Below are 15391 nucleotides of genomic sequence, written 5' to 3' on the forward strand. Positions count from 1 at the left end.
TATTTTTATTTTGAACTGTTCAAAGATATTAGTCATTTTCGAAAACTACCTTCAAGACAAGGGTTTTAAATACTAAATGCAGTATCAATTATCTGCGCCTGTTCCTGTGCATGCACTTTTGCATAACCGCTTGCTGTGGAAGCACTGGCGCTCCTGCTTATCACGCCATAATTAATATTCTTTAAATTCATTTGAAGGAATGATGCAGCGCCCATATTAAGCGGCTCTTCCTGCACCCAAAACCATACTGCCTTATTATATTTTTTATACAACTCATTTAATTGCTTAACCGGCAAAGGATAAACCTGCTCAAGACGGATAAGCGCAATATCGTTGCGGTTATCTTTTTGTTTTCTTTCTGCCAGTTCAAAATATAATTTACCGCTGCAGAACAATACTTTCTTCACATTGGATACATCGGTAATACCGGCATCGTCAATCACTTCTTTAAATCCACCCTCGGTAAATTCATTTATATCACTATAACTGCCGGGATAGCGCAGGTAAGCTTTTGGAGAGAAATTAATAAGTGGCTTGCGGAAATTCCATGCAAGCTGGCGCCTTAATGCGTGGAAGAAGTTTGCAGCCGTAGTAATATTCGTAACAATCATATTTAACTGGGCGCACATTTGAAGATAGCGTTCCATGCGGCCGCTGCTATGCTCGGGGCCCTGGCCTTCATAGCCATGCGGTAATAGCATTACAAGGCCGTTCATACGGTTCCATTTTTGTTCGCCGCCGGCAATAAACTGGTCGATCATAGTTTGGGCGCCATTACTAAAATCGCCAAACTGGGCTTCCCATAAAACAAGTGCATTTGGATTAGCCAGCGCATAACCATATTCAAAACCCAGCACGCCATATTCACTCAGCAAAGAATTATAGATAAAGAATTTTTTCTGCTCTTCGTTAAAATGATTGAGACGGTTATAAGACTGATCTGTATTCTCATCGCGCAGCACAGCATGACGGTGGCTGAAGGTGCCGCGGCAAACATCCTGCCCGCTCATGCGAACAATCTTCCCTTCGGTTAATAAAGATGAATAAGCTAATAATTCACCGGTGGCCCAATCAATTTTTCTTTCGTTTGTAAACAATTTCACTTTTTCCTGGAGCAGCTTTTCAACCTTTCTTAAAGGATGGAAATCATCGGGCCATTTCATCAGCCCGTCAAATAAAAATTTCAACTGCTCCTCGCTAACGGCAGTAACCGGCGATGCATTGAAATCTTCAGGTGTTGCCTTTTTCAGGCTGCGCCACCATTCTTCCGGTTGCTGGTATTTATAGGGCAAAGGGTTTTGCTTTACTTCGTCAAGGCGTTCTTGCAAATCTTCCCAAAACTTTTTCTCCATGCCTTTTGCAAGTTCCTGCGCATCGGCCTCGCCATGTTCTATCAGGTATTTGGTATAAACTTCCCTTGGGTTTGGATGCCCGTCAATAAGTTTATACATGTGTGGCTGTGTATATTTCGGATCGTCGCCTTCATTATGACCGTGACGGCGATAACAAACCATATCAATAAAAATATCCTGGTTAAACTCCTGCCTGTAGCGTGTTGCAATTTCCACGCATTTAACCACAGCTTCAGGATCATCGCCGTTTACATGAAAAACGGGCGCCTGAATGGCGCCGGCTAAAGAAGTACAATAATCTGAGCTTCTTGCATCATCAAAATCGGTGGTAAAGCCAATCTGGTTATTGATTACAAAATGAATGGTGCCGCCCGTATAATATCCTTTCAGGTCGCTCATTTGTATCACTTCATATACAATGCCCTGTCCGGCGACAGAAGCATCGCCATGTATAAGTATAGGAAGAATTTTATCGTACTCACTGCTGTATAAAATATCTGCCTTAGCCCTTGCAAAACCTACCACAACAGGGTCAACAGCTTCCAGGTGCGATGGGTTAGGCATTAATTTAAGATGAACTTTTCTGCCATTTTTTGTTTCCACCTCGCTGCCAAAACCCATGTGGTATTTCACATCGCCGCTGCCCATAGTCTGGTCAAGCTTAGCCGTGCCTTCAAACTCGCTGAATATTTGTTCATACGTTTTGCCTAAAATATTGGCCAGCACATTTAATCTTCCCCGGTGTGCCATGCCTATTACTACTTCTTCAACGCCATGTTCAGCCCCAATTTGAATCATTGTATCCAGCGCCGGTATAGTGGTTTCGCCCCCTTCCAGTGAAAACCTTTTCTGCCCCACATATTTTGTATGCAGGAATTTTTCAAACATTACACCCTGGTTAAGCTTTTCGAGAATCCTTTTTTGGGTTTCAATTGGCAGCGGATGTATAAACTTCCTTTCAACCTCATTTGTAAGCCATTCGATCTGCCTTTGATCGCTGATATACTTAAATTCAATACCCACATGCGAGGCATAACAGGCCTTAAGATGGTTTAAAATATTACGCAGTGTTGTTTCGCCCAAACCCACCAGGTTCCCGGCCTGGAAAGTTTTGTCAAGATCAGCTTCACTGAGCCCAAAAAAAGAAAGGTCGAGATTGGCATGCCGGTCCTTTCGTTTGCGGATAGGATTCGTGTCGGCAATAAGATGGCCTTTATTTCTATAGCCGAGAATAAGCCTGTAAACACGAATTTCCTTCATCCAATCTGTCTTGGCTAAAGGATTGGAGGTTAAGGTTTCCGTTGTTTCAACAGGAATTAAAATCTCTGCAGTTGCAGCAGCGCCTGTGGCTGGGCTTGTGTGTTTGCCGTTGGCGTTTGAAATAGCAAAATCAAATCCTTCAAAAAATTTCTTCATTTCAGGGTCCACGCTATTGGGATCCTTTCTAAAATCCTGGTATAAACTTTCAATATATGCCGGATGCGAGCTCGTGATGTATGAAAAATCCTTCATGGAGGCAATTTATCGAGGTTTTTTTATAATTTAGAATGCAAATATCGTTGATTTTAACAGGAGATAGATGAAGTTAATTTTCTAAATAACAGGTTAAAAATTAATTAAGAACACGTTTTACTGCGCACTTAAATGTTTTTACAGGAAATTAAGTATTAAAAACTTGCTGATAAAACCTGCTAATCCCTTACCTTTGCCGTCCGAAAAAATTATTATGGCAAATCATAAAGCTACCAAGAAAGATGTGCGCCAGGCAGCAAAGCGCAGGGAACGTAACAAATATTATGGCAAAACCACCCGTAATGCCATTCGCGATTTAAAGGCTTCTGCTGATGAAAAGGCATACGGCGAATCGCTTCCCTCCGTTGTTTCTATGATTGACAAGCTTGCAAAAAAAGGTGTTATTCATAAAAACAAGGCAAGCAATCTTAAAAGCAAACTTTCAAAGAGAGCAATAGCTACAGCTTAAATATTGCTGGCAAAAGATATATCAATAAAAATCCCGCATTGCTGCGGGATTTTTTTGTATGATTAAACCTGGCAGTTTAACTCAACCTGATCCTATTATGCCAGGTAACCAAACCTGCCTTTATTATAATCATCAAAAGCCTGCATAATTTCTTCCTTTGTATTCATTACAAACGGCCCGTGTGCAGCTATTGGTTCGTTAATGGGTTCACCGCTTAAGATTAAAACCACTGCATCTTCAGCGGCCTTAACCGTAAATGTTTCGCCATCATTTTTAAACAATACAAAATTATCCAACGCTATTTTTTCCGTGTCGTTTACAATAACGCTGCCTTCAATTACCAGCAGCGAAGTGTTATAGTTTGCTGGAAAATTAAAGTCTGCGGAAAAACCTTTTTTTATTTTAGCATTCAGCAGATTAACCGGTGTAAAAGTGCTGGCAGAACCTTTTACATCTTTATAAATACCGGCCATTACTTCTATTTCGCCGCCATTATTTTCAAGATGATAACGATTGATATTTTCATTTGAAAGCGCCTGGTATTTAGGCCTGCTCATTTTATCTTTCGCAGGAAGATTTACCCACAATTGCACCATCTGAAAATCACCGCCTTTTTTACTGAAGTTTTCTTCGTGGTATTCTTTATGCAAAACGCCGGATGCCGCCGTCATCCATTGCACATCGCCTTCTTTTATCACGCCGCCACCACCACTGCTGTCGCTATGCGCTACACTGCCTTTATAAGCAATGGTAACGGTTTCAAAACCACGGTGCGGGTGCACGCCAACGCCTCTTGGCTTATCTGTTGGAGAAAAATAAAATTTAGAATTATAATCAAGCACGATGAACGGAGACATTCTTTGCATGGTTAAGCCATGTGTTCCGGGAATAAAATTATGTACCCTGAAACCATCGCCCACATAGTGTGCAGCGCCGGGAGCGATCACTGATTCTATTTGTTTTGTTGCCATAGTAAAAATTTTATAGCACAAATTTATCATGAGCTACTGCCCTGCTGCATTGATGTATGGTAAGAATTGTGAGTGGTGAGTGAATTCTCTAACTGTCATCTATCATCCATCAACTGTCAACCATTGCTATCAAGCTTCTTCAATATCAACTTGCCCCTGCTTTTAAAAGCAGCAGTTTCGTTATTGAAATTGGTTTCAATTATCAGTTTTAATTCGTTCTTAATCTCAGGGTAATATTTGGAAAGGTTATATAAAGCAGTTAGCGAAAACGCTTTTATAGCAACGGGTGTTGAAGGCTGTTCAATCATTTCAAAACAGCTATTCATTAATTCCCCATGCAATGCTTCCGGTATTTCAACTTGCTGAAGAATGCGCACACTGTTTCTTATAACTGCATCATGTATGTTTTTACGCTGTAATATTTCAACAAGATTTTTTATATAAGGCTTTATAAGTTCAGGGTTTTGTGTTGCCGCTCGGCTTACACTCCATGCGGCGCGCTGCGCAAGCCTGTATTCACCTGATAAAAAAAATTGCATTAATTCTTTAAAATATGCAGGCGAAGAACAGGCATGCGCGGTAATTTTTAAAGCCTGCTCTTTATTATAATCCTTTTCTTTTAATAACGCTTCGCGAATGTTCATCCCAATTACAAATTACTAATTCCTAATTCCTTATTCCCTCTTCATCTTCATCAACAGAAATATTACAGTTTGCTTCCCTTTCAGGTTTAGGGCAATAAAAACTTTGAATCGATAAGCTTGTTATAATCATCCGCATAACAAACCGCATAATTAAACCCTTTCTGAATGGCATACCCGCCATAATTGCCCTGCTTATCAATAGCTATAAATGCCACCTGGATATTTTTCAATTCTTCCTGCGTATGTCTTCTTACAATTCTTTCAACCGTAAGCCTGCAGGCATCTTCAGGCGATGCGCCATGCCGCATGGCTTCTACAACCATGTGCGTACCGCAGGTTCTTATTACTTCTTCCCCAAGCCCTGTTGAAACGGCTGCGCCCACTTCATTGTCAACAAATAAACCCGCGCCAATAATAGGCGAATCGCCCACACGGCCACGCATTTTAAAAGCCATACCGCTTGTGGTGCAACTGCCGCTTACATTTCCCTGCGCATCAATGGCAATCATGCCGATTGTATCATGATTAAAAGCACCATTGCTTAAACGCACAGGCGGCGCTGCAAATGCATTTTCGCCTCTTGTATGTTCTATATTGATTACTGGTTTGTATTCAGATTTTTTAAGCCATTCCTTATAAGCTTTCTGTGCATCTTCACTCAATTTATCAGGTTCCAGCGGAAAGCCCTGTTCTACAGCAAATTGCTGCGCACCACTGCCGGCAAGCATTACATGTGGCGTTTTTTCCATAACCCGCCTTGCAACGGAAATAGGATGTTTAATTCTTTCCAAAAAACAAACACTGCCGGCATTGCCATATTCGTCCATTATAGAAGCATCCAATGTTACGTGGCCATCGCGGTCGGGATAAGCATTTAATCCCACACAGCAATTATGCAACTCACCTTCTGTAACCATAACACCTGCTTCCACAGCATCCAATGCACGCCCCTTATTTTTTAATATTTCCCAGGCTGCTTTATTGGCACTTATACCTGCATCCCAGGTTGATATTACCAGAGGTTTTTTACCATTGATATTTTTTATAAAAGGTGTATGATTGTTTGCACTAAACACTTTTGGCGCTACAGAAGCGCTCAATCCCAAAGCGCCCATTTGCAGCAGGCGTCTTCTTTTAATCATAATTTAGTTTTGTGCGAAAGATACAAAGCCATTATGTCTTAAAATAAATTCAAGCATGGAAATTGACATAAACAGGCTGATGAAAAATAATGCATAGTTTCAGTTTACGCATTATTCATCAACATTACCTGTAAACTAAAATATAGTTATGCGTGTAATTATTATTGGCAGCGGATTCGCAGGTTTAAAACTTGCCCGCAGCCTTGTAAACAAAAAAGATATAGAAGTATTAATTATTGATAAGAATAACTACCACCAGTTTCAGCCACTGTTTTACCAGGTGGCTACGGCCGGGCTCGATGCCAGCAACATATCCTTTCCATTACGTAAAATTTTTCAGAAAGCAAGAAACGTACGTTTTCGTTTAACCTCATTGCTTGAAATAAAACAGGCTGAAAATAAAATAGTAACCGATATAGGCGAATTTGAATACGATGTATTGGTATTGGCCACCGGCGCCACCACCAATTTCTTTGGTAATGAAAAGCTGGAAAAAACTGCGCTGCCAATGAAATCTACACTGGAAGCGCTGCAACTGCGCAACCATGTAATTAAAAATTTTGAAGATGCCTTGCTTGTAACGGATAAGCAGGAACGTGAGCAATACATGACTTTTGTAATAGTTGGCGGCGGGCCCACAGGCGTTGAGCTTAGTGGCGCTATTGCAGAAATGCGCAAGTATATTTTACCGAAAGATTATCCTGAACTTGATTTTTCGGAGATGAAAATTATACTGGTTGAAGGCAGCCCTAAAACGCTGGCCGTAATGAGCGAACAAAGCAGTGAACAAAGCCAGAAATATTTAACAGCATTGGGCGTAACCGTAAAAACAAATACCGTTGTAAAAGATTATGATGGCACTACGGCCATTTTATCGAACGGTGAAACTATAAAAACAAAAACTTTATTATGGGCAGCCGGCGTAAAAGGCAATGTGCCTGCAGGAATTGACGCTTCACTTATTGTGAGGGGCAACCGCATAAAAGTTGACCGCCATAATAAAGTGGAAGGCACGGAAAATATTTATGCCGTTGGCGACATAGCCTATATGGAAACACCTAAATATCCGCACGGGCACCCGCAATTAGCCAATGTGGCCATTAACCAGGGAAAAAACCTTGCCGGCAATTTAATACACCAGGTAAATGGCAATAAACATTTGCAGCAGGAATTTGAATACCACGATAAAGGCACGATGGCCACTGTGGGAAGAAACCTCGCCGTAGTTGACATACCCAAACCTAAACTGCATTTTGGCGGATGGTTTGCCTGGATGATCTGGATGAGCCTTCACCTGATGCTTATATTAGGCGTGAAGAACAGGATGCAGATATTTATAAACTGGTTGTATAAATATTTTACTTATGATCAGAATTTAAGGTTACTGATACGTACCACGCTCAGGGACGAAGACAGGATTAAATAACTGTGGTTGCCGAAGTTTTTGATGAGAAAAGGGGGAAGATGAACCCTGCCGAAACGTGGTGAACAACACCATTAAAAGCGGAATTTCCATATAATTTTTTTGCCGGTGCCTATCCCGATTTTTTAGGATAGGCCACAAACTTTTCTATATGGCATCCTGATTTTTTAGGATAGGGTTTGTTCTTAAAAAAGACGGTTGATTTTTCTGGCGCTGCGTGAGTAAATGTAATTTGTGGGGTTAGAATTTTACTGCAATAACTCTTTAATCAGCGACGGTGAAGGAGGACAATTTTTGTCCAGTCTTTTAGGGGGCTAAGGCACCATTCAATATTGCATCTGCTGGACTTGACATAAGCTCGGACAGACTAATCGAGACATTGAATAAATATTTTGACAGATATAAAAACGAGGCATAACAAGCGGTTTTGCCTCAGGCGGGCTGACTGCAAACTTGAAGTTTTGTGCTTCTATTGAACTTTAATAATAAATCCAGCTTTTTTTGTGCTTCGATTGCACGCCCGATCGCAAAGCCCAAAACGTTAGCTGTAAACCTTCACACGACACGCAAATGAGCAACGTCATAAAGACAATATTTAGGCTGCTTCCGGTAACTTTAGTTGGTCTATTCTTAAATCTAACACTTATCAAACAATCCAATATAGAATTAATGACAGATGATATAATGATAGTTTTCGTTGTTGTGATTTTTATAATTGCATTTTTATGGACACTTAGTAGAGACAGTAAAGCATATATGCAAACAAGTTTAAAATTAAGTTTTATACCGTCAGTTGTAGGTGCTATTTTCATCCTTTCTTTTTTTGTTACAAATTCGGTTTTGGCAGCTCGTGACAAATCTCCAATCTTACTTCAAGCAGGTTATGATGGAGGTTTTAATGGAGCTTGGTTTGAGTTTCGAGAAGATGGAACTTATAAATTTGGTAATAGCGGCGGTATCGGCGCAACATACTCAAGAGGAAAATATCTATTGAAAGATAGTTTGATTACGCTTGACAAGGAAAGTATTCATAATACAATTCAAAGCAAATTTCTTGTCATAAAAAAAGAAGAAATCATGGATACATTAGAACAGGTCATTTATCAGATCAATCAAGAAAATCAAATAATTGACAAAGATTTTAAGTTCATAATTCATGTTGATAAGCGTAACAAATAAAGGCTACAGCCAATAACTAAGATTCTGTGTTCCAATCCAAATTCTATCCAATGAATTTATGACTGTTTCTTAAACATTTTTGTTTTTAACTTCCCTTCTTCGAATGTCTCTTTAGCAAAGCTATGAGCGGGGAACACTATTCAAAGTTTGCTTTAAGCTTTCGTTATTTATTACTCCTTTACCGCACTAAATATTTATGGCAATAAAATTGCGCCCTTAATTGTGTTTATTTTTATTCCTTCTAAAAAAATTTACCTATGCCATATTTTAAAAGCAAAACCGGCAATGAAGAACTTCAGTTGTTTTATGAAGACCTTGGAACCGGAGAAACAATCGTATTTGTTGGCGGCTGGCCATTAACGCATCAAATGTGGGAATACCAGTTAACGCCTTTGCGTGAGCTCGGTTTCCGCTGCATTGCCTATGACAGGCGGGGATTTGGAAAATCAGGCCAGTCGCTTAACCATTATGACTATGATACACTCGCCGAAGACCTTAAAAATTTACTGGATGAACTTGATGTTAATAATATAACGCTTGCAGGTTTTTCAATGGGCGGCGGAGAAGTGGTGCGCTATTGCAGTAAATATAATTGCGCAAGGGTAAGCCGCATTATTTTGATTAGTTCTATTGTACCTTATATGCTGCAAACAGATGATAACCCGGATGGAACACCGCTGGAGGTGTTCGAGGAATTTGATGAGAAAATAAGAAAAGACCGGCCTGGTTTTCTTGCCGGGTTTGCCAAACAATTTTATGGAGTTGGGTTCTTAAGCCACCCGGTAAGCGCAGGCATACTGGAATGGACGAATTCGCTTGCTTTTACCGCTTCTCAAAAAGCCATGCTCAATTGTATGGAATCTTTTTCCCAAACTGATTTCAGGGATGAGCTGCCGGCTATCAATGTTCCGGCGTTGATTATTCATGGCGATGCCGATAAAACAGTGCCGGTAAAAGCGGCTGGTGAAATGGCTGCAAGATTAATTAAAAACTCACTGTATAAAGTTTATCCAAATGCCCCGCATGGCTTATTCTTCACACATAAAAACCTTTTGAACAGGGATATTGTGTCCTTTATATCAGCCGGCATAATTGATATAAATGATATTCTTGAAGAAGATTACGATATACTTCCGGGCAATGAACCATTGATTATACGTGATGGTGAACAGGAATGATATAGCGGTGATGAGTGGTTAGTTATGAGCAAAATTCAGGCGTCCCACTTTTGGTAATCACACCTCTCCATTGATACTTACGACTAACCCAATAATATGTTGCGTTATTGAACTATATAGAAGAAGATCGAATCGTCATTTCGACGACAGGAGAAATCTCGACTTTATTTTGAATTTATAATTGTGTATAGAGATGTCTCGTTACCTCGACATAACGTGCCAAGAACATTATTTAATACATACCTCAAAATTTTAATAGCGCAATAGGTAGATAATAGCTAAATGTAGTGATGCCTATGATGATATTCCGGTAGCATTACTGCATCAATTAATATGTATCATTGCTTTTATTACTTTGTGCTGAGGATTTAACCAATACGAAAATTGCTCACTATTTACATCTCCGAAATGTATGCGGTGTGTTATATAAGTTTCAGGGTTGATCAATTTGCTTTTAAGCGAAGTAATAACATTCTCAAAATCTGATCTCAAAGCATTGCGGCTGCTCATTAAACTGCTTTCGCGTTTATGAAATTCAGGATGATTAAAATGAAAATCTTCTTTCTGTAAACCCACCAATACATACCTGCCGCCATGTGCCAAATAATTAATACCATTATTGATGGCTTTTAAATTACCGGTTGCATCAAACACAACAGTAGCCATATCGTTATGGGTAATTTGCTGCAGGCTTGCAACTGTATCTTCTTTCAAGGGATTAATTGTATGTTTTATATGGAGATGGTCCCTGCAAAACTGCAGCCTGTCATCGTTCATATCCATTGCAATTACTTCAGCGCCTGCAATGCGGGCAAATTCTATAATGCCCATACCAATCGGCCCCGTTCCAACAACCAATGCAAACTCCCCTGTTTCAATAGCAGCGCGGTTTACGGCATGGGCGCCTATGGCTAATGGTTCCACCAAAGCCAGCTCGTCAAAACTTAGCCCTTCGCTTTTCACCAGCTTATCCTGCGGCACAAGAATATAATTACGCATGCCCCCATCAATGTGCACGCCAAATACATTAATGTTTACACAGCAGTTAGGTTTATTTCTCCTGCACGCAATGCAATGCCCGCAATTAAAATAGGGAATAAACGTAACGGCTTCACCTTTTTCAAAACCGGAAGCAGGATCAACATCTTCTATCACAGCAGATACTTCATGTCCTAAAATGCGGGGATATTTGAAGTAAGGCTGTGTGCCTTCAAATGCATGCAGATCGGTGCCACAAATACCAATGCGTTTTACTTTTAATAAAGCATAACCAGGTTGCAGGGTTGGTAAGGTTTCATCTGAAAGTTTTATTGAACCCGGTTCAACACAAATAAGAGATTTCACGAAAAGAAGTTTTATGATTTTGGTGTGGTGTTACAATAATCGAGGCATTCCTGCACCATGTTTTTACTGCCTGTTATAAACGGCGTTCTTTCATGCAGTTTTGCCGGCTGAATATCCAGTATGCGCATGCTGCCATTGCTTGATTTTCCGCCTGCCACTTCCATAATAAATGCGCAGGGATTACATTCATACATCAGCCTTAATTTACCTGCGGGCTTTTGCGTGGTGCCGGGATAAATAAAAATGCCGCCTTTAATTAAAGTGCGGTGCACATCGGCCACCATGCTGCCTATATAACGGTTGGTATAAGGCCCGCCGTTTGTTTCGTTTTTGTGCTGGCAATTGGTAATATATTCCTGCATGCCCCTGCTAAGCAAAAAAAAGTTAGCATGGTTCACAGAATAAATTTTTCCATCTTCCGGCACTTTTATATCAGGATGGCTTAAGCAAAACTCACCGATGGAAGGGTCGAGCGTAAAGCCATTAACGCCCCTTCGCGTTGCATATACCAAAATAGTAGATGAACCATAAATAATATAACCGGCTGCAACCTGGCGCGAACCGGCCTGCAGAAAATCCCTGGTGCCGCAAGGTGTGCCGGGCGAAGTAACGCGGCGGTAAACACCGAAGATTGTACCGATAGAAGTATTGGTATCAATATTGGCGCTGCCATCCAGTGGGTCGAACATCACAACATATTTACTGTTGTTGCTTATCTCATCATTAAACACAACAATATCATCCATTTCTTCACTGGCAATGCCCGCGCAGCTAATACCGTGTTTTAAAACGCCAATGAGTTGGGTATTGGAAAAAATATCAAGCTTCTTTACTTCTTCGCCCTGCACATTTACAGAGCCTGCATCGCCTAAAATATCAACAAGCCCGGCTTTATTTACTTCCACATTAATGCGTTTGGCAGCAAGGCCAATATCTCTTAATAAGGCGCTGAGCTCGCCTGTGGCGTTTGGTATGCTTCTGTATTGCTTGATGGTAAATTCATCCAGCGTGGCATATTGCCTGTTTATATTCATGAGTACGAATGTATAAATACTAATACTTGCCTGTAAATTTTTCTTCGGAAACGATTGAGATGAAGATGGTTTAAAACTTTGCCCGTGGCCAAAAAAATATATAAAAGGTATTTGTTATAATAATTAAAAGATTTGCAGCGTTAACTGAAAATAGAATTATTCTTTTATAAAAAGCAGCTTAATCTTATAAATTTGTCGGCATTGTAAAAGCATGTTGCATTATGGCAGTTAAAAGCAAATCTTTAAGGCGCAGCAAGCCTAATTATATTTATAGCATTGTTGGCGTTGCATTAGTTCTGTTGATACTTGGTATAATGGGCTGGATGTTTTTAAACCTTGCCCAGGCAGGCAATGCATTTAAAGAAGACATTCGCATAAGCGCCTACCTGCGCACCATGAACAAAGACAGCATTACGCAGATACAGCAATATATTTCCGGCCAGCCTTATGCCAAGAACGTTGAATACGTAAATAAAGAGAAGGCGAAAGAAATATGGAATAAAGACAATAATGAAGACTGGAATAAAATTCTTGATGTAAACCCTTTGCCTGAAAGCATTGATTTTTATGCAAAGGCCGCTTATGTAAACAAAGACAGCCTTGATAAAATCTCGAACGATATTATGCGCTTATACAGCAACCAGATCACCGATCTTCAATATCCTTCCGGCCTGGTAAACAACCTGAATGAACGCGCATCAAAACTTGGGGTAATATTTTTGGTAGTAACTGTGGTGCTCTGCGTAATAGTAATAATAAGTATTGATACTACTATACGCCTTGCCATGTTCAGTAACCGGTTCTTAATTAAAACCATGCAAATGGTGGGCGCAACCCGGAGTTTTATTGCCAGGCCAATGGATATACGCGCCATTATAAATGGTTTAATCAGCGCCGTTATAGCAATCATTATTTTATTCAGTTTAATGCAATGGGCCGAAAGCCAGTTTCCCCAGTTAAAAGCTATTCATAATACCGGCCTGATGATTACTCTATTTGGCGGTTTAATAATAATCGGCATTAGTATTTCGCTGTTCAGCACACACCGCAGCGTGCTTAAATACCTGCGCATGAAACTGGATGATTTATATTAGCAGAAATTAGAATTCAGGCAATCATCAATTTAAATAAAAACTTTAGCCACAGGTGCACAGATAACCTGCGCACCTATGGCTAATCTAATGCTGTTAAATCCGCATTCCTGCCTTCGTTTTATTGTGCTCAACTCATTTTTCCAGCCGGTAAATACTGTTTTGCAAAACTTGTAAAACTATTAACCTCACTTTGTATCCAGCTATCATCTTTATGTAAAATTGCAGCCATTTGTTTTGCCACGAAAGGTGCAGCCTGTATGGCTTTGCGGGCATCAAGGAATAATAACCGCGTTCTGCGTGCCAGTATATCTTCAACGCAAACAGCCATTTCATTTTCAATAAAATCCCGGATATTGTTTAGGGAATAAATGTTTTCAATGCTGTTGTCATAATCCGGAATGGCCGGTGCATTGTCTTCTATCGGCAGGTTATGCGTTATGCATTCCCCGCACTTTATTTTGCCAACAAACACTGCATTGTTTACAGCATCTTCAGCCATTTTTCTATAGGTTGTCCATTTGCCGCCGGTTATGGTAATAAGGTTTGAATGCGATACGATTATGATATGATCCCTGCTTAATAAAGAAGTGTTGGTAACGCCTTTTGTTTTTACAAGCGGGCGCAAACCTGCATACATACTGGTTACGTCGTTCAACGTAATATTAGTGCTGAGATACCGGTTAATATGCTTTAAAATATAATCAATCTCTTCCTGCAATGGCAACGGGTCGTCGCTGATATTTTTTACTTCCGTATCAGTAGTGCCCAGGATAACTTTATTATGCCAGGGCACTGCAAACAAAACTCTCTTATCATCTGTTTTGGGTATCATCATAGCATGATTGCCCGGGAAAAATTTTTTATCAATTATCAGGTGAATACCTTGCGACGGCGTTATAATATCTTCTGCGTTTTTATTATCCATCTGCAAAATATCATCTGCAAAAACACCGGTGGCATTAATAATTGTTTTGCTTTTTATTTCGAAGGTTTTATTGGTAAGCACGTCTTCGGCCACAATGCCGCAAACCTTTGGCTGTTTGCCGGCGGGCACTTCTGTTTTTAATAACGATATGGCTTCGCAATAATTAATTAAAACGGCGCCGTGTTTAACGGCTGTTTTAGCGAGTGAAATAGCAAGCCTTGCGTCATCAAACTGGCCATCGTAATAAACAATGCCGCCGGACAAATTGTTTTGGTTGATGCCAGGTAAAAAATTAATGGTCGTTTTCTTCTTTAAAATTTTTGTTTTACCCAGGCTTAATTTACCTGCCAGCACATCGTAAAATTTAAGGCCGGTTCCAAAATAAATTTGCTGCACCAGCGAAAACGCCGGAATAATAAACCCCAGTTTTTTGGTAGCGTTTGGTGCATTTTTAAGCAGCCAGCCCCGCTCCCGCAAAGCTTCCCGCACTAATTTAAGATTGCCCTGTTCCAGGTAACGAACGCCGCCATGCACCAGTTTGGTAGAACGGCTTGAAGTGCCTTTCGCAAAATCATCGGCTTCAATAAGCAGGGTTGAGAGACCGCGGGTTACGGCATCTACTGCAACGCCCAGCCCCGTTGCGCCACCGCCAATAATAACTACATCCCATGTTTTATTTTCATCAAGCTGCGCTAACATGGATGTTCTGTTCATATCAGTTCTTCAAATATTTTATTTATTAAAATAGATTAAAGTAGCAATATAAATTTTTTGTAGTTTGAGCGTTAACTAATTTAACCAGGTTATTGTATTAAACCTATTAACTAAAACAATAGTGCAAAAAAACAAGGGAGTTTATATTGTACTTATGATTATTCTTCTTGCAATGATATATCCTTTTGCAGATCGTTTGCTTGATATTATATACATGAATAAAGACCATGCTTACGCAATTACCCATCATGTTTCTTCTTTTCCCGGAGGGAAAGCCGGCGGCCCGAAAACAAAATATGTCTTTGAGTTAAAGGGGAAAAACTATGCCGGCATTACCTCATTACCCTTAAAGACGATGGCACAAACTATTTTATAAAATTTTATCCTTGTAATCCTAACAGGAATGAAGC

Annotated in this window: 13 protein-coding genes; 6 read left to right on the forward strand and 7 right to left on the reverse strand. The window is 40.1% G+C overall.

Annotated elements, in window-relative coordinates; translation table 11 throughout:
• Positions 1 to 65: 65 nt before the first annotated feature.
• Positions 66 to 2864 (reverse strand): 2-oxoglutarate dehydrogenase E1 component, encoded by a 2799-nt coding sequence (locus BM015_RS06570; RefSeq protein ID WP_090656365.1) that lies wholly within the window; start codon positions 2862 to 2864, stop codon positions 66 to 68.
• Between the two features lie 214 nt (positions 2865 to 3078).
• Between BM015_RS06570 and rpsT the strand changes: the two genes are divergently transcribed.
• Positions 3079 to 3333: a 30S ribosomal protein S20 gene (gene rpsT, locus BM015_RS06575; RefSeq protein ID WP_090657075.1), complete on the forward strand. Its 255-nt coding sequence runs from the start codon at positions 3079 to 3081 to the stop codon at positions 3331 to 3333.
• 95 nt (positions 3334 to 3428) lie between these two features.
• Here rpsT and BM015_RS06580 read toward each other — a convergent pair whose 3' ends face one another.
• The 3 genes from BM015_RS06580 to BM015_RS06590 all read right to left on the reverse strand — a co-directional run bounded on the left by BM015_RS06580 (position 3429) and on the right by BM015_RS06590 (position 6090).
• Entirely contained in the window at positions 3429 to 4304 is an 876-nt protein-coding gene (locus tag BM015_RS06580; RefSeq protein ID WP_090657077.1) for a pirin family protein, read from the reverse strand.
• A gap of 116 nt (positions 4305 to 4420) precedes the next feature.
• Positions 4421 to 4948: a hypothetical protein gene (locus BM015_RS06585; protein WP_090656368.1), complete on the reverse strand. Its 528-nt coding sequence runs from the start codon at positions 4946 to 4948 to the stop codon at positions 4421 to 4423.
• Positions 4949 to 5034: 86 nt separating this feature from the next.
• A complete protein-coding gene (locus BM015_RS06590) occupies positions 5035 to 6090 on the reverse strand; it encodes a glycosylasparaginase (protein WP_090656372.1) in 1056 nt (351 codons plus the stop codon).
• Positions 6091 to 6238: 148 nt separating this feature from the next.
• Between BM015_RS06590 and BM015_RS06595 the strand changes: the two genes are divergently transcribed.
• The 3 genes from BM015_RS06595 (at position 6239) to BM015_RS06605 (ending at position 9870) form a co-directional block, all read left to right on the forward strand.
• Positions 6239 to 7516, forward strand: coding sequence for an NAD(P)/FAD-dependent oxidoreductase (locus tag BM015_RS06595; RefSeq protein WP_090656375.1), 1278 nt, complete (start codon positions 6239 to 6241; stop codon positions 7514 to 7516).
• A gap of 666 nt (positions 7517 to 8182) precedes the next feature.
• A complete protein-coding gene (locus BM015_RS06600) occupies positions 8183 to 8692 on the forward strand; it encodes a hypothetical protein (protein WP_143075771.1) in 510 nt (169 codons plus the stop codon).
• 257 nt (positions 8693 to 8949) lie between these two features.
• Positions 8950 to 9870, forward strand: a complete 921-nt coding sequence (locus tag BM015_RS06605) for an alpha/beta fold hydrolase (RefSeq protein ID WP_090656381.1) — start codon at positions 8950 to 8952, stop codon at positions 9868 to 9870.
• A 324-nt stretch (positions 9871 to 10194) separates the two neighbouring features.
• On the opposite strand, the gene BM015_RS06610 is transcribed toward BM015_RS06605, so the two are convergent.
• Both BM015_RS06610 and fbp read right to left on the reverse strand, forming a co-directional pair.
• Positions 10195 to 11214: a zinc-binding alcohol dehydrogenase family protein gene (locus BM015_RS06610; protein WP_090656385.1), complete on the reverse strand. Its 1020-nt coding sequence runs from the start codon at positions 11212 to 11214 to the stop codon at positions 10195 to 10197.
• 11 nt (positions 11215 to 11225) lie between these two features.
• The gene (fbp, locus tag BM015_RS06615) at positions 11226 to 12248 is read right to left on the reverse strand and encodes a class 1 fructose-bisphosphatase (protein ID WP_090656388.1); all 1023 of its coding nucleotides are present in this window, start codon (positions 12246 to 12248) and stop codon (positions 11226 to 11228) included.
• A 221-nt stretch (positions 12249 to 12469) separates the two neighbouring features.
• On the opposite strand from fbp, the gene BM015_RS06620 reads away from it, so the two are divergent.
• Complete coding sequence (locus BM015_RS06620; protein ID WP_090656391.1) at positions 12470 to 13342, forward strand: cell division protein FtsX; 873 nt, start codon at positions 12470 to 12472, stop codon at positions 13340 to 13342.
• Between the two features lie 127 nt (positions 13343 to 13469).
• Here BM015_RS06620 and BM015_RS06625 read toward each other — a convergent pair whose 3' ends face one another.
• On the reverse strand, positions 13470 to 14981 hold the full coding sequence (locus tag BM015_RS06625; RefSeq protein ID WP_090656394.1) for a glycerol-3-phosphate dehydrogenase/oxidase: 1512 nt from the start codon (positions 14979 to 14981) through the stop codon (positions 13470 to 13472).
• A 154-nt stretch (positions 14982 to 15135) separates the two neighbouring features.
• Between BM015_RS06625 and BM015_RS06630 the strand changes: the two genes are divergently transcribed.
• Positions 15136 to 15357, forward strand: a complete 222-nt coding sequence (locus tag BM015_RS06630; protein WP_090656397.1) for a hypothetical protein — start codon at positions 15136 to 15138, stop codon at positions 15355 to 15357.
• Positions 15358 to 15391 lie beyond the last annotated feature (34 nt).

The sequence above is a fragment of the Parafilimonas terrae genome (genome assembly GCF_900115755.1).
Taxonomy (GTDB): Bacteria; Bacteroidota; Bacteroidia; order Chitinophagales; family Chitinophagaceae; genus Parafilimonas; species Parafilimonas terrae.